The 20,908-nt window shown below is 67.2% G+C and carries 23 protein-coding genes; 6 read left to right on the top strand and 17 right to left on the bottom strand.

The features are described from left to right. Positions 1–35: 35 nt before the first annotated feature. Both rox and NS4_RS08105 read right to left on the bottom strand, forming a co-directional pair. Positions 36–1,511, bottom strand: coding sequence for a rifampin monooxygenase (gene rox / locus NS4_RS08110; RefSeq protein WP_063058877.1), 1,476 nt, complete (start codon positions 1,509–1,511; stop codon positions 36–38). 322 nt (positions 1,512–1,833) lie between these two features. Then, positions 1,834–2,181, bottom strand: coding sequence for a DUF6463 family protein (locus NS4_RS08105; protein ID WP_063058876.1), 348 nt, complete (start codon positions 2,179–2,181; stop codon positions 1,834–1,836). A gap of 29 nt (positions 2,182–2,210) precedes the next feature. Here NS4_RS08105 and NS4_RS08100 point away from each other — a divergent pair, with 29 nt between their 5' ends. After that, positions 2,211–2,810, top strand: a complete 600-nt coding sequence (locus tag NS4_RS08100) for a TetR/AcrR family transcriptional regulator (protein ID WP_063058875.1) — start codon at positions 2,211–2,213, stop codon at positions 2,808–2,810. Positions 2,811–2,901: 91 nt separating this feature from the next. Here the strand turns inward: NS4_RS08100 and NS4_RS08095 are convergent, their stop codons facing one another. The 3 genes from NS4_RS08095 to NS4_RS08090 all read right to left on the bottom strand — a co-directional run bounded on the left by NS4_RS08095 (position 2,902) and on the right by NS4_RS08090 (position 5,137). Continuing rightward, on the bottom strand, positions 2,902–3,411 hold the full coding sequence (locus NS4_RS08095; RefSeq protein ID WP_063058874.1) for an anthrone oxygenase family protein: 510 nt from the start codon (positions 3,409–3,411) through the stop codon (positions 2,902–2,904). A 289-nt stretch (positions 3,412–3,700) separates the two neighbouring features. Further along, positions 3,701–3,850 (bottom strand): DUF397 domain-containing protein, encoded by a 150-nt coding sequence (locus tag NS4_RS31360; protein ID WP_439955766.1) that lies wholly within the window; start codon positions 3,848–3,850, stop codon positions 3,701–3,703. A 342-nt stretch (positions 3,851–4,192) separates the two neighbouring features. After that, positions 4,193–5,137, bottom strand: a complete 945-nt coding sequence (locus tag NS4_RS08090) for an alpha/beta hydrolase family protein (protein ID WP_063058873.1) — start codon at positions 5,135–5,137, stop codon at positions 4,193–4,195. Between the two features lie 152 nt (positions 5,138–5,289). Between NS4_RS08090 and NS4_RS08085 the strand changes: the two genes are divergently transcribed. Then, the gene (locus NS4_RS08085; RefSeq protein ID WP_063058872.1) at positions 5,290–5,880 is read left to right on the top strand and encodes a TetR/AcrR family transcriptional regulator; all 591 of its coding nucleotides are present in this window, start codon (positions 5,290–5,292) and stop codon (positions 5,878–5,880) included. A 330-nt stretch (positions 5,881–6,210) separates the two neighbouring features. On the opposite strand, the gene NS4_RS08080 is transcribed toward NS4_RS08085, so the two are convergent. From NS4_RS08080 to NS4_RS08045, 8 genes are all read right to left on the bottom strand, one after another. Continuing rightward, positions 6,211–6,522: an RDD family protein gene (locus tag NS4_RS08080; RefSeq protein WP_063058871.1), complete on the bottom strand. Its 312-nt coding sequence runs from the start codon at positions 6,520–6,522 to the stop codon at positions 6,211–6,213. Between the two features lie 199 nt (positions 6,523–6,721). Then, positions 6,722–7,384 (bottom strand): hypothetical protein, encoded by a 663-nt coding sequence (locus NS4_RS08075; protein WP_063058870.1) that lies wholly within the window; start codon positions 7,382–7,384, stop codon positions 6,722–6,724. Positions 7,385–7,391: 7 nt separating this feature from the next. Further along, positions 7,392–8,636, bottom strand: coding sequence for a hypothetical protein (locus NS4_RS08070; RefSeq protein ID WP_063058869.1), 1,245 nt, complete (start codon positions 8,634–8,636; stop codon positions 7,392–7,394). Further along, positions 8,633–8,962: a hypothetical protein gene (locus tag NS4_RS08065; RefSeq protein ID WP_063058868.1), complete on the bottom strand. Its 330-nt coding sequence runs from the start codon at positions 8,960–8,962 to the stop codon at positions 8,633–8,635. The genes NS4_RS08070 and NS4_RS08065 overlap by 4 nt, the downstream gene beginning before the upstream one ends. 152 nt (positions 8,963–9,114) lie before the next feature. Next, entirely contained in the window at positions 9,115–10,164 is a 1,050-nt protein-coding gene (locus NS4_RS08060; RefSeq protein WP_063058867.1) for a CaiB/BaiF CoA transferase family protein, read from the bottom strand. Between the two features lie 197 nt (positions 10,165–10,361). Further along, positions 10,362–11,318: an LLM class F420-dependent oxidoreductase gene (locus tag NS4_RS08055; protein ID WP_063058866.1), complete on the bottom strand. Its 957-nt coding sequence runs from the start codon at positions 11,316–11,318 to the stop codon at positions 10,362–10,364. A gap of 86 nt (positions 11,319–11,404) precedes the next feature. Next, positions 11,405–11,812, bottom strand: coding sequence for a cobalamin-dependent protein (locus NS4_RS08050; RefSeq protein ID WP_063058865.1), 408 nt, complete (start codon positions 11,810–11,812; stop codon positions 11,405–11,407). Beyond that, positions 11,812–13,389 carry a methylmalonyl-CoA mutase family protein gene (locus NS4_RS08045; protein WP_063058864.1) on the bottom strand — a complete coding sequence of 526 codons (1,578 nt, stop codon included), beginning with the start codon at positions 13,387–13,389 and terminating at the stop codon, positions 11,812–11,814. The genes NS4_RS08050 and NS4_RS08045 overlap by 1 nt, the downstream gene beginning before the upstream one ends. Positions 13,390–13,464: 75 nt before the next feature. On the opposite strand from NS4_RS08045, the gene NS4_RS08040 reads away from it, so the two are divergent. Beyond that, positions 13,465–14,295, top strand: a complete 831-nt coding sequence (locus NS4_RS08040; protein ID WP_063058863.1) for an SDR family oxidoreductase — start codon at positions 13,465–13,467, stop codon at positions 14,293–14,295. Positions 14,296–14,361: 66 nt separating this feature from the next. On the opposite strand, the gene NS4_RS08035 is transcribed toward NS4_RS08040, so the two are convergent. Continuing rightward, entirely contained in the window at positions 14,362–14,565 is a 204-nt protein-coding gene (locus NS4_RS08035) for a zinc-ribbon domain-containing protein (RefSeq protein WP_063058862.1), read from the bottom strand. Between the two features lie 377 nt (positions 14,566–14,942). Between NS4_RS08035 and NS4_RS08030 the strand changes: the two genes are divergently transcribed. Together NS4_RS08030 and NS4_RS08025 are read left to right on the top strand one after the other, a co-directional pair. Then, positions 14,943–15,689 carry a helix-turn-helix transcriptional regulator gene (locus NS4_RS08030; protein WP_063058861.1) on the top strand — a complete coding sequence of 249 codons (747 nt, stop codon included), beginning with the start codon at positions 14,943–14,945 and terminating at the stop codon, positions 15,687–15,689. 42 nt (positions 15,690–15,731) lie between these two features. Next, the gene (locus NS4_RS08025) at positions 15,732–16,679 is read left to right on the top strand and encodes a sterol desaturase family protein (RefSeq protein ID WP_084487009.1); all 948 of its coding nucleotides are present in this window, start codon (positions 15,732–15,734) and stop codon (positions 16,677–16,679) included. A gap of 106 nt (positions 16,680–16,785) precedes the next feature. On the opposite strand, the gene NS4_RS08020 is transcribed toward NS4_RS08025, so the two are convergent. Further along, the gene (locus NS4_RS08020; protein ID WP_063058860.1) at positions 16,786–17,622 is read right to left on the bottom strand and encodes a class I SAM-dependent methyltransferase; all 837 of its coding nucleotides are present in this window, start codon (positions 17,620–17,622) and stop codon (positions 16,786–16,788) included. A gap of 91 nt (positions 17,623–17,713) precedes the next feature. On the opposite strand from NS4_RS08020, the gene NS4_RS08015 reads away from it, so the two are divergent. Then, entirely contained in the window at positions 17,714–18,292 is a 579-nt protein-coding gene (locus tag NS4_RS08015) for a TetR/AcrR family transcriptional regulator (RefSeq protein WP_063058859.1), read from the top strand. A 176-nt stretch (positions 18,293–18,468) separates the two neighbouring features. Here the strand turns inward: NS4_RS08015 and NS4_RS08010 are convergent, their stop codons facing one another. Together NS4_RS08010 and NS4_RS08005 are read right to left on the bottom strand one after the other, a co-directional pair. Then, entirely contained in the window at positions 18,469–19,494 is a 1,026-nt protein-coding gene (locus NS4_RS08010; protein WP_063058858.1) for an NADP-dependent oxidoreductase, read from the bottom strand. Between the two features lie 183 nt (positions 19,495–19,677). After that, positions 19,678–20,877 carry a cytochrome P450 gene (locus NS4_RS08005; RefSeq protein WP_063058857.1) on the bottom strand — a complete coding sequence of 400 codons (1,200 nt, stop codon included), beginning with the start codon at positions 20,875–20,877 and terminating at the stop codon, positions 19,678–19,680. Positions 20,878–20,908 lie beyond the last annotated feature (31 nt).

The following is a 20,908-nucleotide window of genomic DNA, read 5'->3' as shown; positions in this document are numbered from 1 at the left end:
ACCCCACAGTGGCGGATCCGGACGCACAGTACGGCCTACCCCGACCGGCCGGAACTTGCCGGAAGAGGTGACTGCTCTGCCCGATACGCGCCGGCCGCGCCGAACCAGCGCGGCAATTGTTCGAGCAGATCCCGCTGCTCCTCGCCGACCCATGCGACGTGGCCGTCAGGGCGGAGCAGCACAGCGGGTACGTCGAGTTCCGCACCGCCATCGACGACGTGGTCGATCCGATCCGTCCACCCGGTGACCGAGAGCCGACCGGTCCGGTCGAGCAGCAGGCCGCGACCCGCGTGCATCAACTCGTAGAGGCGGCCGCGCCCCAATCGCACGTCACGCAGGCGTCGGCCGAGCAGATCGTGCCCCTCCCCGAAGTCGTACCGGATGCCGATCGCGACGATCTTCTCGATCAGGTAGCGGTTCACCTCCTCGAAGTCCATCAATTCCGACAGCAGCCGGCGCACCGCCTGCGGACCGGGTTCGGTGGACATCAACTCCGCCTGGGCACGAGTGTTGTCGAGCACGTCGGCGGCCACGGGCCGCCGTTCGCTCTCATAGCTGTCCAGCAACCCCGCCGGCGCCCAGCAGTTGATCTCGGCGGCCAGTTTCCAGCCGAGGTTGAACGCGTCCTGGATGCCGAGATTGAGCCCCTGGCCGCCCATCGGCGGATGGATGTGGGCCGCGTCGCCGGCCAGCAGCACCCGCCCGACCCGGTACCGCTCGGCCAACCGGGTGGCATCGCCGAAACGAGACAGCCACCGCGGCGAATGCACACCGAAGTCGGTGCCGGCGAACACCCGCAGTTGCCGCGAGAACTCTTCGAGTGTCGGCGCAGCCGAACGATCCTCGGCTACCTCGGCCGCGGGTACGACGACGCGATACACCCTGTCGCCGAGCGGACCCAAGCCGAAACGCAGTTGCGTCTTACGAATCTCGGCGACGGTGGTGGCGATCGTGGCCGGGTCCGCGGTCACCTCCATTTCGCCCACCAGCGTGTCGTTGTAGGACGGTTCACCCGGGAAATCGACACCGAGCAGTTTGCGCACCGTACTGCGGCCGCCATCGCAACCCACGAGGTACCGCGCGCGCAAGCGCGTACCGTCGGCCAGTTCGACATCCACCCCGCGCTCGTCCTGACTCAGCCCGGCCACCTCGCTGCCCCGCCGGATCTCCGCCCCGAGTTCGGCGGCGCGCTCGGCCAGCAGTGGCTCGGTGACGGTCTGCGGGATACCGAGCACGTAGGCATGTGCGCTGTCCAGCCCTTCCGGTGAGGGCTTGGCGATACCGGCGAAGAAGCCCCCGAGCGGGTGCTTGCGGCCGCGCGCGAGAAACCGGTCGAGCAGACCGCGCTGATCCATCACCTCGATACTGCGCACATGCAGGCCCAGCGAACGGACGAACGCGGGTGGTCGCACCTCCTTCTCCAGTACGAGCACACGGACACCGTGCAGGCGCAGCTCCCCGGCCAGCATCGAACCGGTCGGGCCACCGCCGGCAATGATCACATCGAACACAAGCCACCCCATCCACCGAGAGCTCGGAGTTACACCAGACGCTCACACGGTCCACACACCGCTCGAGTCCCGCGTTTTCGCAGGTCCTGGCCTTCGACCGGAGATTTTGCGCCATGCCCGGGGTCTTGCCGCAAGTCCCCCTGTGCGATATATGTTGAAAGGGGGCCGGGATTCTCTTCAGTCGCGGCAGGTTCTCTTCGGTGTGCCCCCAATTCATCCAGAGTCCGTAGGATTCGCTCGGAGTCGCGCACCGACCGCCGGATGAACTTCGGATCTCCACGCTCGAGCAGACCGACAGCCTGCGCTTCGAGCGCAAACGCCCTTACGCCAGGGCGGGGGCGGTCTTCCGCCTGCCGATCCAGCGGCGGACACCGACAGCGAGCGGTATGAGCACAGTGAGGAATCCCGATACGGGCTCGAAGGCGAGCCCGAAAACCACCAGTACCGCTGTAGCGGCAAGAATCGGCGCGGTGACGTAGCCGCGGGCCCGTTCCACCTCGATCACCGCGACTCCGAGACCGGCTCCCGCGACACCGAACGCGGTGAACCAGAACGACAGCGCCATGTCCTGATCTCGAGTCATCCACATGACGACGCCCAGCGCGGTGTGAGCGGCACCGATGAATGTGAGCATGCTGCCGACTACCGGGAACCCAGTTATTGAATTCATATTCTAAAACTATGCCCTAGGCTGTCACCGTGGCAAGACCCCGGCGTTTCACCGACGATCAGATCCTGGACGCGGCCCGCGATCTACTGGCCGATCCGGCGATCGGCCGGCCGACGATAGCGGCGATCAGCACCGCGTCCGGAATACCCACCGGGTCGATCTACCTGCGTTTCGCCTCTCGCGACGAACTACTCGCCCGACTCTGGCTGCGTTCGATCCGTCGATTCCAGACCGGCCTCATCCATGCGCTGAACGGTCCCGACCCGTTGCTCGCCGCCGCGGCGTACCTGCCGCGTTATTGCCGCGACCACCCGACCGAAGCACGCGCGATGAAAATGTTCCATCGCGAGGAACTGCTCGAGACCGGACCCGACGACCTGCGCGCCGCGATCGCCACGGTGAACGACGATATGAACGCCGCGCTGCGCGCTGCCGTCACCACACAATTCGGCACCGCCGATGAACACGCTATGGACATCGCGAGCGCTACGGTCAAGGCCATCCCGTACGGCATGGTCCGCGACTTCATCGCGCGAGCAGCCCCGATTCCGGAATGGGTCGACGATATCGTCACCACCGCAACGACGGCCGTGGTACGCGAATCCGTCCGGCGGGCAGCCACCCGCTGAGGGGAACGAATGCCCTCCGGCCGAGACAGTGCCCGAGCCTCCGTGCCCCGTCCACCTCGGCCGGCCGAAACGGCCTTTCGGTCCGCGGCGGTCAGCTCACGGCCTGAGCCTTCCCCCACATCACCAGTGCCCAGCCCAGGCAGACGAACGCCGCCGTGCTCGTCACTGCGCGCACGATGTTCCAGGCCGCCCACCGCGCCTCGGCGAACGCTTCTCGTACCGCTGCCGGATCTGCCAGCTCGGCAGGCGCGCCCGCGGCCTTCAACGCATCGTTCAGTGGCAGATGCACGGTGAAGGTGATCACCACCGCCACCAGGTACAGCAGGGCCGCGGTCCCCGCCCAGTACAACACCGACCGGCTGTCGCCGCCGAGATTCAGCAGCGCCGCCGCGATCGACAGGATCAGCGCACCCAGAAAGGTGGCCAGGAAGAGCGGATTGATGATCGCGCGGTCGATTGCCTGGTACGCGCCGATGAAGGTGCGGTCGTCGGTGGCCCGCAGGCCGGGCATGATCGCTACCGCGTAGATACCGAACACCCCTGCCATCAGACCGGTGGCCGCAGTGGCCGCGATCAGTACAACGGTCCGAAGTCCATCCATCTCTTCTCACCTCGTCGAAGTAATCCCGGTTCGCCGTTCGAGGCGCGCACGGCCGATCTGGAACATGGGCACGGTACCGGGGTCCACGCGCACCCGCCAGTGCTGGAAATGGGTGCTTTCCACTTCCGCCGGTCGACCCGGCCGGGGAGGTCACCCAGTCCTCGGACCCGCTATATCGGAACACCAAGCACTCAGCCGCAGCCCGGTAGCGGCCGATTTCCTGCACCCCACTCGGACAGTAGCCGCGACATTTCCGATGCCGCGGTCACTGTCCGGCGCACGGGCGTTGCTATTCGAATTCGCCGGTGCGTACCTCGGCGGTGAAGGCATCCCACTCCCCCGGTCCGAAAACCAGGGCCGGGCCGGTGGGGTTCTTGGAATCCCGCACACCCACCAATCCGCTGCGCAGGTGGGCGACCTCCCGCGACCGGCGTCGCACCCGCCGGAACGATCCGACACCGAGCAGGACGAGCGGAGTTGTATATCGTCATGCGGGCAGGTAGGGACTCAACTCCCCGGCCACTCGCTTTCCCTCCGCACAGATATGGCCACCCGCCGCGCCACCACCGGGACCGACCGGCAGACGCGCCCAGACAAGCGCCATTCCCTGCTGGAACCCGTCCAGCCAAGTCGGTCCGAAGTACACTGCCGCGTCGTACCGCCCGGCGGCGGACCTCCGGATACCGCCTTCCCAACCGGAGAATTCGGCTCGAAGGGCGGCTACGAGCCGGGACCGGCCGCCTGGACGACGCAGCTCCGGTGTGCCTGTCAGCCCGTGCTTTCACTTGCTGTCGATGCGCCCGGCCGGGTCGGCAGCCTGGGCGAGGTCGCTCTGCGTCTGCTTCCATGCTGTGTCGTCGATCCCGAGTGCGCTGCGCAGATAGGCCCAGGCAGCCTCCCGGATGAGCGCCACGCGCTCGGGGCTCTCGTCGGTGGTGTCCGCGGCGCGGTAGGCGTGGATTCCGCCGAGCGAATGCTCGCCCCCGAACACGGTGAGCAGGCTGTGGGCACCGGGGCCGTAGGTGTAGACGTCGGTGAACCAGTCGGGGCCGCGCGTCGAGAGGTGGGACTGGTCGTGATCGCCCGCTACTACGAGGGCCGGCGTGGTCAGGCCGTCGAAGTCGGGGCGCATGAAGGGGAAATTCGCCGCGGCGAATGGAGTCAGGTCCTCGCCGGCGATGCCCGTCGTGGCGAGGAGTACGCCGGCCTTCACACGAGGGTCGGTCATATCGGGCCCCGGTTGTCCGTCGGCGTCGAGCACACGTGCGCCGAGCAGCATGCCCGCGGTCTGCCCGCCCCAGGAGTGTCCCGCGACAGCAATGCGGTCGCGGTCGATGCGATCACCGAGTCCTACGATCGCGGCGGCGACGTGATCCAGCTCGTCGAGCACGTGTGTGACATCCCGAACCCGGATTCGCCAGATGTCCGGGTGGCGGGGATCGGCAGGAGTGAGGCCGAGGGTTCGTGAATCGAGGAAGGTCGGCTGGACGACGACGAAACCGTTGCTCGCCCAGAAGTCGACCAGCGGATCGTAGGAGGACATCGACTCGCCGAAACCGTGGGCGAACACGATGACCGGGAGGCCGGTGCCGGCGGTGGGTGCGGTGACGCGCACCTGCAGGTCGTCGCCACGTTCCCGAGCGGGCAGCACGACCGGTTTCACGCTGATGATCGGCATGGTGAGGGCGGGTATGGCGCTCGGGGCGGCCATATCGGGTGCGGGCATGGAAGTTCCCTTCGATTGCGGTGCGCGCTCTTTTCCGCGGCAGCATGGCTTCGGGTCGCGTAGGCGGCGGATACACTCACAAGTGGAGCGCTGCTCCGAATATACGGAGCGGCGCTCCGGTTGACAAGTGCGATCCGAGAAAGGGGTGTCGCTTGGGTACGGGCGACAAGGAGAAACCGGCCGCCGAGAGCTCGGCCAAGCGTGCCGACGCGCGACGCAATGAGCAGGCGCTGCTCGATGCCGCGGCCTCGGTGTTCGTCACGCACGGGGTGGACGCCCCGGTACGCCGGATCGCCGCTGCCGCGGGCGTCGGGATGGGCACGATCTACCGGCACTTCCCCACGCGGGCGGACCTCGTCACGGCCGTCTACCGGCACCAGGTCGACGCCTGCGCCGAGGCCGGGCCCACGCTGCTCGCGACATCGACCTCACCGTTGGCCGCACTGCGTGGGTGGGTGGATCTCTTCGCGGACTTCCTGGTGACCAAGCACGGGCTCGGCGCCGCAATGCGCGCCGATCCCGAAGGCTTCACCGCCCTGCACGGATTGTTCATCGATCGACTCGTGCCGGTGCTCGACGACCTGCTCGCGGCCGCCCGGAACGCGGGCGAGGTCACCGACGAGGTCACCGCCTACCAGCTCATGCGCGCTATCGGCGATATCTGCGCGGGCGCGGAGATGGTGGACCCGAACTACGACGCGCGTCTCACCGTTCGCCTCCTGCTCGACGGTTGCCGGCGGTAATAATGTTTCCCGGGAACGGTCCGCCGCGAATGACCCCGCACCGGAGAGTAGCTCTCCGCCTTCGCCATAGAAGTCCGGCCCGGACATCCTCACTACGCCGACAGGCGCACTCGAGAGTGCGTGGGCGGGGTATCGAGCAGCTGTCCCGGCACACTGCACCTCGGTCCATATTCAGCATTTCGAATTCCATATCGACTCGGTGGATACCGAATTCTCTCCCGGTGACGAGTAGTGGGATCTCGGTAAGCCTGACCGCTGTAACGCTGCGAGCCATCCGGGAGCGGGTGGGCAAGCGGCGCGTGTCCGCGGGCCACGTGGTCGAGTTGGACATCAGCCGAGTATCTGCAGCGGTGTTGCCACCGTGAGGAAGGCCCCCACGAACCACTGTTTGATCAGCCGCCACAGCGTCGGATAGGAGCCGTCCTCCTGCCGTAGCCGGAGGCCGAACAGAGCCTTACCGAGAGTGGTCCGGATCAGTCGCTGGACGAATATGCGGTGGACGAACGAGGCAGCGACACCGGCGAGAACACCCGACATGATCGGATGCCACGGTGGTTGCGGGGACTGCGCGAAGTCGTTCCACACCGCCAGGCCCACCGCGATATGCAACAGCATGTCCAGTAGATACGCGATAGCGACCAAGGTGCGCCTGAACCCGTCCGGAAGGTGGGGTGGTCGTGCCCAGCCGGCCCTCAGGAAATCGAAATCCGTGGTTTTCTTTACGGGGGCAGCGGGTCGTCTCCGTCCCGCGCGCTGTGCCGAACGCTTGTCCAGGTCCACTGTCGTGTCCGCCCCGGCGTTGTCGCGGTGAAGTGCCGCGCTGTGTCGATGTGATGTTTCCTCAGAGCGCAAGACTGGAACTCTCGATGTCGGGTGACGGCTGGGGGAAGGTTACCGACGCTGCCATGTCGAGGATCATTCGGCGGTACTGTGGCCCGGTTTCGGGGTCGGCGGTCGACAGTTCCAGCACGGCGATCGACGTGCCGTCTCCGGAAGGTACTGTCGCTTCGATCTGGAACACTTCCGGTGGATCGGCTGTCGCCGGATAGCTCGCGACCGTCGGTGCCGGATGTTTCTCGGTCCACTCGAAATAGAGGATCGGGGCGGCCGGACCTTCGACAATCGCGAGTTTCCCCCGTGAATTCTTCTCGGCTTTGGCGTTGATCAGTTCACTGAGCACAAGTCTCGGGTTGCGTTCTTCGCCGTAGTCGAACGAGGAAACGGTCAGCCAGGAGACGGCCGCCCGCTCGGATTCCCCTTCCCCGGTGCGGTGCAAACCGATACCGCTGTACAGGGCATTGTTCGCGGTCAGTGTGGCCAGCAGGAAATGCAGTGTTCCGAGCACATTCGGTACGTCGTCGCGCATCCGGTCGGGAACGGATGCGGTGATCACCGGAGCGGCGGTCTGTATGAGAGTTTCGAGGTCGCCGAGCGGAATTTCGTTGTATCCGGACGGGATCTCGATACCGATGGCCGGGGCGGGACGGAGCTTATCCTTCGGCATCGCGGCGCTACTCCTGCCCACCCAGGCCGGCCAGCTTCTGCGCAGTCCCTCCAGCCCTGGTCAGGATTGCGATGACCGGCGCGGTGCTGGGAATACCGGGGGTGTTGGCCATATCGGCCACCTGCAGTAATCGATAGGTAGTACCGGCGATTTCCGGTGTACTGTTCAGCGCGACGCCGGCCAGCGCCGGATCGGCTCCCTTGGCAACCATATTCGCAATCAGGCCGGGATCGTGCGCGCTCGCGCTCCAGGTGCTCAGCATGCCCTCCATCCGGCCGAGATCGTCCACGCCCCGCAACCCCGCCCATGCCGTCTTGGCCAGGCCGCTGGCACCGGGAAGCACGCTGAAGGCATCGCCGCCCACTGTCAGCCACGCCTTCGAGTCGCCGGACATGAGGTCCTCGCGCATCTGCGGATCGGTGAAATCGAGGGTGAGCGCGCCGGCCCCCGCAACCAGGGACACCCCGAGCGCGATTGCGGAAAACGGGGGTGGTGTGACCAATGCGAGCAGGCCCGCGACCGATGCGGTGGTGGAGAGTGCGGTATGGATACCCTCCCGGTGCTCATCGATCCAGTCGCCGATCGATCCGATCGCGTCCTGGATCTTGTCCCAGATGCTCTTGTCCGGTTCACTCGGCGCGAAATCCTTGGCTGCGGCGTCGAGTTCGGAGGCAATCCGTTTGGCGACGTTCTCGTGCTCGGTGGCCAGGTCGCGGACGCGAGCGGCGATCGAGTCCTGGGTGCCCAGCCAGTTGAGCAGCGCGGTGTTGGCCGCGTTCACCCGTGCGGTGGCAGCATTGAGCCGGGTCTGCGCCGCCTGCAGCGCGGCGGGATCGTCGAACTGCTGATTCGCCAGGCCGAGGTCGGGATTGGCGTTCGCGGCCTGGACCTCGGCGAAGGCCTTGTTCACCTCCGCGGCGGCGACCCCGGCTTCCTGATCCAGCGCCTTGGCCTGGTCACGGAATCCGGCGAGGGCGGTGTTCCATTCCCCGAGGACCGTCACAGCACGTTCCAGCGAACTCTGGGCATAGCCCAGGTCTTGGGCCAGGGTGGCGTCGAAATGGCTCCGGAACGCATCACCGGCCTCGCCTCGCCACACCTCGTCGTTGCTATTGCGCAGCCGGGCCAGTAGATCGTTGGTTTCACGGACCGCGTCGGCGGCGGTCTTGATCCGATTACTCAGGCCGGCAACATCGTCGGGGACGCCGGGAACAGGGTTGTAACCGAGATTCGGAAACGGGTTGTCGGTCACGGCCGGCCCTGGTCACCGGTGCCGACCGGGGTCTGGTTGACCTGACCGAGGGCGGTGGCCGTGGCGTTGTCGACTGCTTGATAGGCGGCAAGGCATTGATCCACGCCGTCGGCGGTGGTGCGGGACAGTTCACCGATGCGCTGGACCCCGAAACGCCACCGACGCTGAAAACTATCCGCGGCGTCATCGAGCGTCTGTGTGCCGATGCTCGCGGCGCCCACATCAGCCATCGCCTTCAACGCGTCCTCGAGAATCTGCTGTGAATTCCTCAGCGCTGTTACCGTTTTGGTCAACACATCGATATCGACCCGAAGTGGACTCGTCACCCGGCCCCCCTTCCGTTCCTGCCGAGCTGATTCGTCGGACGATACCAGTCTCCGCAGCTGGTCGATAGCTGGTCGATGGTCTCGACAGTGACCGCTGAACCGCCCCGGCCATCAACTCGTTGTGCCCTTATCGGCTTCTGCGTCGCCGCTGTTCAGTCGTCCGCGGCAGCGTCGTATTCGCCCAGGCCGGGTGGCGGGCGGTAATCCGGGATCCACCCGGCCGCATGTATCGACGAGCCGACGAGCCGGTGTTCCCCCGCCTGTATGACCATCTCCGGGGTCGCCTCCAGCGCCTCCGGCAGCGTACGCACCGCCGCAGCGGGGACGCCGCGCGGCCGCAACCGCGCCTCCCAGGACGCCGCGGTATCGGTGGCCAGGACGGCGGTCACCATGCCGAGGACCGATTCGCGGCTGCTCGCCCGTTCGGCCATGGTCTCGAACCCGGCCAACCCGGCCTCATCCGCAAAGAGTTTCCAGAACCCGTCGTGGGTGATGAACAGTGCGAGATACCCCTGGGCGGTTGGGAAAAGCTGAGCCGGGACGTAATACGAATGGGCGCCGAAAGGGCGGCGCTGGGGTTCCACCCCGTTGTCGAGGTAGGCGGCCGCGTGATAGTTCAGCTGGGACAACATCACATCGCGCAGCGAGACATCGATCTGCCCACCCCGCCCCGACACTATCTGGGCGAGTAACCCCAGCGCGGCGGTCAGGCCGGTGGAATTATCGGCGGAGGAATACCCGGGCAGCGTGGGCGGTCCGGCGGGATCGCCGGTGAGCGCGGCGACACCGGTGGACGCCTGGACGACGTAGTCGAAGGCGGGATCGTCCCCATTGTCCAGACCGAAGCCGGTGAGCGCGACGCAGACGATCCGGTCGTTGTATCGGCGCAGCGCCTCGTAGGTGAGTCCGAGTTTGCGGATGGCCGAGGGTTTCAGGTTGACCAGCAGCGCGTGGGCATCCGTGACCAGTTCACCGAGGCGGCGCTGTCCGGATTCCGCGGTCAGATCCAGGCAGATACTGCGTTTGCCGCGGTTGAGGCTGGCGAAATAGGAATCACCGACCTTGCGCGAGATATCGCCGCCCGGCGGTTCGAGTTTCACCACCTCGGCACCCAGGTCGGCGAGCATCATGGTGGCGTAGGGGCCGGCCAGCATCGTGCCGACCTCCAGCACCCGGATACCGGACAGCGGCCCGGTGATCATGGCAGCTCCTTCGGCGCAGATTGATACGGGTCGCGAAGGCCGGAGCGAAGGCGAAGGTATCGCGTCATGACAGCTCCTCCGGCGCGTGTTCATGCGGGCCGCGGAGCGCGGAGCGAAGGCAGCGGCGCGTCATGACAGCTCCTCCGGAGCGGGTTCATGCGGTCCGTGGAGGCCGGAGCGGAGGCGAAGGTATCGCATCATCGCAGGTCCTTCGCGATCTCCGCGAGCATCTCCCGGGTGCGCCGTTTGGAGGCGATCAGTTCGTCGCGGGTGTCGCCGATGGGCAGCAGGCGGACGGACAGGTCGGTGGCGCCGGCCTCGGCGTAGCGGCGTAGGCCGGCGGCGATGGCGTCTTCGTCGCCGGCGATGCAGATATCGCCGATATCGCGGGCGTCGCCCTGTTCCAGCAGGCGCTGATAGTTCGGGGAGACCTCGGCTTCGCCCAGGATGCGGTTGGCGCGTTCGCGGGCGGTGTCGATCTCGCCGGACGCGCACAGGCAGATGGGCAGTCCGGCAACGATTCTCGGGGCCCCGCGACCGGCGTCGGCGGCCGCTTTGGTGATGCGGGGGGCGATATGGTCGGCGATGGCGCGTTCGTCGGCCATCCACAGGATGGTGCCGTCGGTGTGCTCGCCGGCGATGCGCAGCATGACCGGGCCCAGCGCGGCGACCAGGACCGGCAGGGGTGCCACCGGGCCGAGATCGAGTGGGTTGTGCACGGTGAAGCTCCCGTTGGACACCTCGATGGTGCCGGGACCGTTCAGGGCGGGGTTCAGGACCTCGAGGTAGTCGCGGGTGTAGGCGGCCGGTTTCTCGTACGGCAGGCCGAGCATGTCCTGCACGATCCAGTGGTGTGACGGCCCCACCCCGAGGGCGAGCCGGCCGCCGGCGACCGCGTGCGCGGACAGGGCTTGGCGGGCCAGGGCGATGGGGTGCTGGGCCTGGAGCGGGACCACCGCGGTGCCGAGTTCGATCCGTTCGGTCACCGCGCCGAGCAGCGCCACGGTGACCAGTGCGTCGAAATCCGTGGGGATCTGGGGGATCCAGGCGGTGTCCATACCGGCCGCTTCGGCCCATTCGATGTCGTCGATCATCCGGGCGGCCTTGCGCGCGGTGTCGCCGCGCTCGGGTCCGATCATCACGCCGATCCGCACGATTCCTCCACTCTCATGATTCGGGTGGAGCCGCCGCCCACCGTCACGGCGGCGGCTCCGGGCCCGGACGACGCGGCGTCCGGGGGTCAGGGTGCGGGCGGCGCCGGGGTTCCGGTGAGCGCCCGCATCTCGGTGACGAGTACGTCCAGCGGGGTGCCGGTCGGGAAGACGGCGGCGGCGCCGGCGGCCCGCAGTTTCTCGATATCGCCCTGCGGGATGGTGCCGCCGACCACCACCGCGATATCGGCGGCGTCGGCCGCGCGCAAGGCGTCGACCACGCGCTGGGTCAGGGCGACGTGCGCGCCGGAGAGGATGCTCAGGCCCACCACCGCCACGTCCTCCTGGACGGCGATGGACACGATGTCCTCGATACGCTGCCGGATCCCGGTGTAGACCACCTCGAATCCGGCGTCGCGCAGGGTACGGGCGACGATCTTGGCACCGCGATCGTGGCCGTCGAGACCGGGTTTGGCGACCAGTACCCGCGCGGTCATCAGAACACCACCGGCTGCTGGAATTCGCCCCAGACCGATTTCAGGGCGGCGGTCATCTCGCCCACCGTGCAGTAGGCGTTCGCGCAGTCGATCAAGCGGTGCATGAGGTTGTCGTCTCCTTCGGCGCCGCGTGACAGCGCCGCCAGGGTCTCGCGGACGGCGGCGGTGTCACGTTCGGCCTTCACCTTGGCCAGCCGTTTCAACTGGGTTTCGCGGCCGTCGGAATCCAGTTCGTAGGTGGTGATCTCGGGCGCCGGCTCGGCGGAGACGAATTTGTTCACCCCGACCACCGGTTTCGCGCCGGATTCGATGTCCTGGTGCAGTTTGTAGGCCTCGTCGGCGATCAGGCCCTGCAGGTGGCCGTCCTCGATCGCCCGGACCATGCCACCCCGGTTCTCCAGATCGGTCATGATCTCCTCGATGGCCGCCTCGGTCTTGTCGGTGAGCGCTTCCACGAAATAGGAGCCGCCCAGCGGATCGGCCACCCGGGTCACCCCGGTCTCGTAGGCGAGGATCTGCTGGGTACGCAGCGCCATGGTCGCCGATTCCTCGCTGGGCAGGGCGAACGGTTCGTCCCAGGCGGCGGTGAACATGGACTGCACGCCGCCGAGGACCGCGGCCATCGCCTCGTAGGCGACGCGGACGAGGTTGTTCTGCGCCTGCGGGGCGTAGAGGGAGGCGCCGCCGGCCACACAGCCGAAACGGAACATCGACGCTTTGTCCGTGGTGGCGCCGTAGCGTTCGCGCACGATGGTCGCCCAGCGGCGGCGCCCGGCCCGGTATTTGGCGATCTCCTCGAAGAAATCGCCGTGGGTGTAGAAGAAGAACGAGATCTGCGGGGCGAACTTCTCGATACTCATCCGACCGCGTTCGACCACGGTATCGCAGTAGGTGACACCGTCGGCGAGGGTGAACGCCATCTCCTGCACCGCGGTCGCGCCGGCGTCGCGGAAATGCGCGCCGGCCACCGAGATGGCATTGAAACGCGGGACCTCGGCGGCGCAGAACTCGATGGTGTCGGCGATGAGCCGCAGCGAGGGTTGCGGGGGCCAGATCCAGGTGCCGCGTGAGGCGTATTCCTTCAGGATGTCGTTCTGGATGGTGCCGGTGAGCTTCTCCCGGGGCACGCCTTTCTTCTCCGCCGCGGCGACGTAGAAGGCGAGCAGGATCGCGGCCGTGCCGTTGATGGTGAAGCTGGTGCTGATCTTGTCCAGCGGGATGCCGTCGAACAGGAGCTCGGCGTCGGCGAGGGTGTCCACCGCGACACCGACCCGGCCGACCTCCTCCCCCACTTCGGGATCGTCGGAGTCGTAACCGCACTGGGTCGGCAGGTCGAGCGCGACCGACAGACCGGTGCCGCCCTGGTCCAGCAGATAGCGATAGCGCCGGTTGGACTCTTCGGCCGTGCCGAATCCCGAGTACTGCCGGAAGGTCCACAGCCGTCCCCGGTATCCGGTGGCGTAGTTGCCCCGGGTGAACGGGAACGCGCCGGGCGCGGGCGGTTCGGCACGCCGGTCGGCCGGCCCGTAGACCGGATCGAGCGGGATACCGGAGGAGGTATGGACTGCGTCGTTCATCGTTGAATACGATACTTGCAGAAAATGAGAATGCCAATACCGCTTCATGCGAACGCGTAATCGACCAGGAGTGACATGCCGACCGAACAGCAGATCTTCACCGACCGGACCCTGGTGATATCCGGAGCCAGCCGCGGTATCGGGCTCGCCATCGCCACCTCGGCCGCCCGACGCGGCGCGAACGTGGTTCTGTTGGCCAAAACGACCGAGCCGCATCCGAAACTGCCGGGCACCGTGCACACCGCGGTCGCGGAGATCGAAGCGGCCGGCGGCAAAGCGGCCGCGGTGGCCGGCGATGTGCGGGCCGAAGACGATGTCCAGCGGATCGTCGACACCGCGCTGGAACGGTTCGGCCGGATCGACTACTGCGTGAACAACGCCAGCGCCATCGCCACCGAACCCACCGAGCGGCTCTCGACCAAGAAGTTCGAACTGATGCAGCAGATCAACCTGCGCGGCACCTTCCTGCTGACCCGCGCCTGCCTACCCCACCTGCGCCAGGCACCCAACCCGCACATCCTGACCGTCGCGCCGCCGCTGAACACCAGCCCGCGCTGGCTCGGCGCCCACCCCTCCTACACCCTCTCGAAATACGGTATGACCCTGCTGACCCTCGGCTGGGCGGCGGAGTACGCCGACGCCGGGATCGCGGCGAACTGTCTGTGGCCGCAGACCTATATCGCGACCTCGGCAGTGGCGAACCTGCCCGACGGTTCGGGCCTGCTGGAACGGTCGCGAGATCCACGGATCATGGGCGACGCCGCCGCGGAAATCCTGTCCCGCGAGGCGCGGTACAACACCGGCAATTGCTATATCGACGCCGGCGCACTCATCGAATCCGGCCGGACCGACCTGTCGGACTACGGCGGCTGCACGAATCCGATCCCGGACATGTTCCTCGACTGAGCCGTCGATGGACGACCGGAGTTCGCCGGATTGCGTCGCGCCGGCGAACGAAGTCGGCGCCTCGGCTCAGGCTTCGACCGCGGTGCCGCAGATACCGCACACCTCGAGTGTGCGGCGCTTCCAGCGCGCGACCGGAACGAAGAACACCGTGAACTGCTTGAATTCCCGCACGCGCATCCACTGCGTCGTGTTGTGACAGCGTGGACAGGTCCGGGTCCCGCCGAGGCCGAGGTTCCGCCGCTTGGTCCCGAAACCGAAGATGAAGAACATCAGCCCAGCGTAGAGGGCTGGCCGATGACTATCGCCGGTTATCAGCCGGTGCGTCGCCCCATCGCCCGTTGTCAAGCCGCGGTCCGGGCGGGGCGTGTGTACCGGAATGGAGGCCCGTCGCGGACCGCAAGGATGTGCGGGCGGTACGACTCTCCCAGCCGCGGACAGTGGAGGTCGGGGATACTCCGGCCGTCGGTGCGGCTGCCCCGCGCAGGGACTGGAGGTCGGGCCTCTGCCGCCCCCTCTCCGGGAGGGCAGGCACCCCGTGGCCGCGAGAATACCTACACTGAGCCGATGTTCCGGTTGTCGAGTGCGAGTCCGGTGACCGATGCCGCGACGTCTCGCTCGGCACATCCGCCGCAATTGGGCGCATCGCGGTGACCGGACCCGGCCCGCGCTGGCTCGGTGGAGTGGTGTTCACTCCCGGGTTGATGGCCTTCACGGGCAAGATCGGCGATACCGCGGCCCATTCCCATGCCGCCGTCCAGGTTCTGCTCGTGACCGGCGGCGAAGTCCGGCTCACCGACGCGAGAGGGCGTACCGCAGTCGCCGGATCGGCCATCATCCCGCCCGGAGTACGCCATGAAGTGCGCGCGTCCCCTGCCGCCACCGGGTTCATCGCCTACCTCGACTCCGCCGATATCGCAGGGCGCGCCGCGCTCGGCCGATTGCACGGCCTGCCTTTCGAGGCCGCCACCAGTTGGACAACCGCCGCTGTGCCGCGCGACACCGCCACGTCTCCGTCGCCGGATCCCGCGCCGCGGACCACGAGCCGTTCCGCGCACCCCCTGGTGACCGAGGCCCTGCGGGTGGCCGCCGCGACTGGTCCTCCACCCACGCTGGGAGAACTGGCCACGGCCGTGGCCATTTCCCCGAGCCGGCTGTCCCATCTGTTCACCGAGCACGTAGGCCTGCCGTATGCGGCGTGGCGGCGCTGGACCCGGTTACAGCTGGCGTCGCGCACGGTCCGCGCGGGCGGAACACTGACAGAGGCGGCCCACGCCGCGGGGTTCACCGACAGCGCGCATCTGACGAAGACCTGCCGGGATCTGTTCGGGATCACGCCCACCGAAGCACTGGCCGCGGGCGGCTGGCTTTCGCGGGGCGGCTCGCGGCTCAGCTGATTTCTACAAGCTCACGGCCCGCGGCCGGACCACGCTGGGTTCATGTCCACCTCTGTCCGAACCATTGTTCGCTACGGCTACGTCCCCGTCATGCTGCTCGGTGTGAACGGCGCCGGGATCGCCCTGGCGGCCGGCAGCGCGCACAAGGCATGGCTGCTCGCCCTACTGGCCGTCGCCGTCGCACTCTCCTTCGCTGCCGAACATCTGCTGCCGTACGAGAACACCTGGAACTCCCCTCGCGGTGACACCCGGCGCGATACCGCCCACACCTTCGTCAACGAAACACTGGTCCTGGCCGGTGTTCTCGCCGTCCCCGCACTGGCCGCACTCGTCCCCGGCGACGGGTTCTGGCCCACGGACCTGCCGTTCGTCGTTCAGGTACTGATCGCGATCCTGGTCGCCGACCTCGGGATCACCCTTACCCACTACGCCAGCCACAAGGTCGGGGTGCTGTGGCGGTTCCACGCCGTACACCACAGCGTCACCCGCTTCTACGGACTCAACGGCCTGATGAAACACCCGCTGCACCAGACGATCGAAACGGCCGCCGGCGTCACCCCGCTGTTGCTGGCCGGAATCCCGATGCCGGTCGCGGCGGCACTGTCGCTGTCCGTGGCGGTGCAACTACTTCTGCAACACTCCAACGCGGACTATCGCGTCGGCCCGTTCACCCACGTGCTCGCGCTCAACGCGGGCCATCGCTTCCACCACCTGAAGTGGGCGGGGATCGGCGATGTCAACTTCGGGCTGTTCACATTGATCTGGGATCACCTGCTGGGCACCTATAGTTACGACCCCGAACGCAGGTTCGGCAGTGCCGATCTGGGCATGGCCGCAAAGCCCGACTACCCCGTCGACTACCTGGCCCAGCTCACCGAACCGTTCACCCCGCGTGGAGCCTGCGAGTTCACCGCCGTTGGCCCGCCCGGAAAGACCCCGGAAGCGACGGCAACCGTCCGGGATGCCATCGCCGGGCCGCCGACCAGCTGAAATCGGCGGCAGCAGCCCGGACAAGCGGATGCGCACATCTCTGGTCGATGCGCCTACTTTCCGGCCGTGACGGCCGGGTAGGCCCAGACCCGGCCGGACGGTGTGTTCAGTCCGGCCGGGACGCCACGACGGCGAAGTTCAGCGGGATCCGCGGCGCCGCGGGCGGCAGCGTCCACCCCCGCGGGCATGGCACGAGGTCGGGGAAGGCGGGCCAGTCCATGATCGGTAGTTCTTCGACCGCGGCGATCCGTAGCCCCGCCCGTAGTAGCGCGCCGACCACCTCGCCCAGGCCGTGCCTCCACTCGGACACGGTGTCGTGCGCGATCTGCCCGGCCGAATCCTCGGTATAGCTACCCGATTCCATGTAGGTGCGGTGACCGCCGCCGCCCAGATAGTCGTCGGTGATCTGCCAGGGCTCGAATTCCATGGATCCGAGAATCGGATGGTCGTCGCGGATCAGGAACACGCCGCCGGGTTCGAGGAGGTCATGGATCGAGCGCGCCCACTCGTCCAGTTCGGGTAGCCAAACAATGGTTCCGGCGCTGGTGACGACGAGGTCGAACCGCCGGTCCAGCACGGACGAGGCGAATCGTGCGTCGCCTTCCACGAAGGTGATCTCATGGCCGGCGGTATGCGCGATCCGCGCGGCATGGCGCAACGAGTTGGGCGAGAAGTCGAGCCCGTGCACATCGACCGCGCCCAGGCGTGCCCAGGACAGCGTGTCGATGCCGATATGACACTGCAGATGCAGCAGGGACCGACCCCGCACCCCGGAGTCCGGCAGGTGCGCGGCCAGAACCGCCGAATCGTTGCGCACCACCGGGGAGATACGGCCGGTGTCGGCCACGAAGGCATCGACGTCGTACATCCGCGAGCGGCGGTGGACCTCGGCGCGGTCGTCCCAGTTCGCGCGGTTGGCGGCGATCGCCGCGGCCTCGTCCATGATCGGCCCCTTCCACAAAGTCGGTATCACGAGCGACCGTTTTCTATCACACACGTGATACAAACCTGAACCGATTTTCTAGACTGGGCCGGTGCCGGTCCGAGTAGATGCCGAGGCGCGCCGCCGCCATATCGTCGATGCCGCGTTGCGCCTGATCGTGCGCGGCGGTATCGCGGCCGCGACCTTCCGGAAGGTCGCGGCGGAGGCCGGCCTGAACATCGGGTCGGTACGCCACTACTTCGCCGATCACGAGTCACTGGTCGTAGCCGTGGCGACCGAGGTCGGCGACCGGATGGGGCAGCGCCTCACCCGGCATCCCGCGCCCGCGGGCGGGGACCGGCGGGCAGCCCGCCGGCACCTGCTCGCCGTGCTCGCGGAACTGCTGCCGCTGGACGAGGAACGTCACCACGAGGCAGTCATCCTCCTGGAGGTCATCGCCGCCTCCCGGCTCGACCCGGCGTTCGAACCGGTGGTCCGGCGAATGGCCGCGGACCTGCGACAGGTACTCACCGAGGCGGCGGCCGCGACCGGAACCGCCGACCCCGCCGGTGCCGCCGCGCATCTGGCGGCACTGGTCTCCGGTCTGTCGCTGGACGCGGTCACGCCGCACGGATCCATCGATCGCGCAACGATTCTCGCCGTGCTGGAACGCCACGTAGCGACCCTGTGAAGTATCGACATGGAACGGTTCGACCACGCCGACCCGACCGCCGGGTCCGGACGGCCCGGCCCGCGCCGAGGCGCGCCGAGGCGAGGCGATCGGACGCGTGCCGACCGGGACGCGTCCGATGGACCGCCGATCGCGCCGCTACGACACTGTGGACTTCACGTGGGCTCCCCGGACGCTCAGGTATCCAGTTCGCCCACCTGCACCAGCGCCTTGCCGAGCTTCTCCCCGGTGAACAGCCGCGCGTAGGCGTCGAGGGTGTTCTCCAATCCGGGGGTGACATCGAAGGCCATCCGGAGCAGGCCCTGCTCGTACCAGGGCCGCATGCGGCGGTTGAGGTCCGGACCGCGATGGTAGAAATCCGGCGAGAAAAAGCCGCGCATGGTCAGCCGTTTCATCAGGATCTGGTCGAAACGGCGCGGGCCGGGGCCGGATTCATCCCGGTCGTAGTGGGTCAGCAGCCCGCACACCGCGACACGGCCGAACAGCGCCATGGCGCCCAATACCTCGTCGAGTACCTCGCCACCCACATTGTCGAAGTAGACGTCGACTCCTGCCGGGCACACCTCGCGGAGCGCGACACCCAGGTCCGCGGTGTGGCGGTCGACAGCCGCGTCGAATCCGAGTTCGCCGGTGAGCCAGGCGCACTTCTGCGGTGAACCGGTGATTCCGACGACGCGGCAGCCGTGCGCGGCGGCGATCTGCCCGGCCAGCGCGCCGGTCACCCCGGAGGCTGCCGAGACGACGAAGGTTTCACCCGGCTGCGCCTGCCCGTATTCCAGCACACCCAGGTAGGCCGTCCAGCCGTTGGCGCCGAAAACACCGAGGTGCTGGCGTGGGTCGTCGAGCGTCCGGCTCACGCGTTCCACATACACTTCGTCCGGGCGCGAGACGGAGAAATCCGCCCACTGCCCATAGGCGCGCACCAGGTCGCCGGGCCGGTGGTCGGGATGGCGCGAGTCGACCACCGACCCCAGAACTGTGCTGATGACCGGCGACCCCAGCGGCGTCGGCGGTGAATAGGAATCCTCACGAGGACCCATCCACATGCGGGTGCCCGCGTCGAGCGAGAAGTAGATATTGCGGATCAGCACATCCCCGGCGACGAGTTCCGGGGTTTCGCTGTCGCGCAGTTCGACCGCGTCCGCATAGTTGTTGCCCACCGGTCGCCGGACCAGGACCCACTGACGATTCTTCTCGCCCATCACCTACTCCATCCGCAGCACCCGCGCTACGGGAAGCAGACTAATCGGTACGTGGAAATCCGGCACCCGGAAGTTCCGAACCGCATTGATCCGCGCGTCGGGCCGAAGACTCCGAACGGCCGGGCCACGCATCCACTGCTCGCGCGACCCATCCGTGCTGCCGATACAACTGTTCGGTGGGGATCAGAACGTGGCCGGCATACTCTCCCAGCCCCGCACCGTGGAGGTCGGCGACAGTTTGGCATTCGACGCGTCGGTCTCCCACTCCGGGAAGCGTTTCAGGATCTCCTCCAGCGCGATCCGGCCCTCCAGCCGCGCCAGCGCAGAGCCCATGCAGAAATGGGTTCCCACGCTGAAGGCAAGGTGCGGTTTGGCCTCCCGATGGATATCGAAAACGTCCCCGTCCGGCGCGAACTGCCGGTGGTCGCGGTTGGCGGCGCCGATGAGCATCATCATGGCGCTGCCCTGGGGCACCGTCGTGCCGTGGAATTCGATATCCCGGGTCACATAGCGTGCCACGTGCGGCGCGGGGGGTTCGTAGCGCAACAGTTCCTCGATGGCAGCCGGGATGAGCGACGGATTCTCCACGAGTTCGCGCCGCTGATCGGGATGTTCGGAGAGGACCTTTCCCGCCCAGCCGATCAACCGGGTGGTGGTCTCGTTACCGGCGCCGGACACCACATTGATGTAGGTGAGGACCTCGGCGCGAGTCAGGTGCCGCAGGGTGCCGGTCTCGTCCTCGAACTCGACATTCAGCAGTTCGGAGATGATGTCGTCGGATGGGTTCTCGGCCCGCCAGTCGACATACTTCTCGAAGAGCTCACCGCTGCCCAGGCTCTCCGCCGACACCCGCATCGGCTTGCCCTGTTCGGTACGCATCTGGTCGTTCGCGAAATCCCGGACGGCTTCCTGGTCCTCCTCCGGGATACCGAGCAGCATGCCGATGGTCCGCATCGGCATCTGCGCGCCCAGGTCGGCGATGAAATCGATACGCCCGGTGCCGACGAGCGGGTCGAGGCTGCGCCGGCAGAACTCGCGCACCTTCTCCTCCAGCGCGGAGATCTTGCGCGGAGTGAACATCCGCGACAGCAGTTTGCGGTGCATGGTGTGGACGGGCGGATCCTCGAAGATCAGCACACCCGGCGGGATCTCGATATTCGCCTTGATGAGTTCGATGATCGCGCCGCGCGCCGAACTGAAGGTGTCCTTGTCGATCAGCGCGGCGTTGACGTCGGCGAATCGGCTCAGTGCGTAGAAATCGTGGGTTTCGTTGTAGTAGAGCGGTCGCTCCTCGCGGAGCCGTTTGAACATGGGATACGGGTCGGCATTCAGCTCGACATCGTAGGGGTCGTAGTAGACGTCGCTGGGCGCGCTGGTCGTCACAGGTCGTCTCCTCTCCGGGAGTTGTACGGCG

This window comes from Nocardia sienata NBRC 100364, assembly GCF_001613205.1.
In the GTDB taxonomy this organism is placed as follows: Bacteria; Actinomycetota; Actinomycetes; order Mycobacteriales; family Mycobacteriaceae; genus Nocardia; species Nocardia sienata.
This window is presented reverse-complemented; position numbering and strand designations above follow the sequence as displayed.

Bases quoted from the DNA above. Each gene is read 5' to 3' on its own strand.
- NS4_RS08105 (WP_063058876.1), bottom strand. From the start codon at position 2,181: ATGAATTCAATAACTGGGTTCCCGGTAGTCGGCAGCATGCTCACATTC.
- NS4_RS08095 (WP_063058874.1), bottom strand. From the start codon at position 3,411: ATGGATGGACTTCGGACCGTTGTACTGATCGCGGCCACTGCGGCCACC.
- NS4_RS08090 (WP_063058873.1), bottom strand. From the start codon at position 5,137: ATGCCCGCACCCGATATGGCCGCCCCGAGCGCCATACCCGCCCTCACC.
- NS4_RS08075 (WP_063058870.1), bottom strand. From the start codon at position 7,384: ATGCCGAAGGATAAGCTCCGTCCCGCCCCGGCCATCGGTATCGAGATC.
- NS4_RS08060 (WP_063058867.1), bottom strand. From the start codon at position 10,164: ATGATCACCGGGCCGCTGTCCGGTATCCGGGTGCTGGAGGTCGGCACG.
- NS4_RS08050 (WP_063058865.1), bottom strand. From the start codon at position 11,812: ATGACCGCGCGGGTACTGGTCGCCAAACCCGGTCTCGACGGCCACGAT.
- NS4_RS08045 (WP_063058864.1), bottom strand. From the start codon at position 13,389: ATGAACGACGCAGTCCATACCTCCTCCGGTATCCCGCTCGATCCGGTC.
- NS4_RS08040 (WP_063058863.1), top strand. From the start codon at position 13,465: ATGCCGACCGAACAGCAGATCTTCACCGACCGGACCCTGGTGATATCC.
- NS4_RS08035 (WP_063058862.1), bottom strand. From the start codon at position 14,565: ATGTTCTTCATCTTCGGTTTCGGGACCAAGCGGCGGAACCTCGGCCTC.
- NS4_RS08025 (WP_084487009.1), top strand. From the start codon at position 15,732: ATGTCCACCTCTGTCCGAACCATTGTTCGCTACGGCTACGTCCCCGTC.
- NS4_RS08020 (WP_063058860.1), bottom strand. From the start codon at position 17,622: ATGGACGAGGCCGCGGCGATCGCCGCCAACCGCGCGAACTGGGACGAC.
- NS4_RS08010 (WP_063058858.1), bottom strand. From the start codon at position 19,494: ATGGGCGAGAAGAATCGTCAGTGGGTCCTGGTCCGGCGACCGGTGGGC.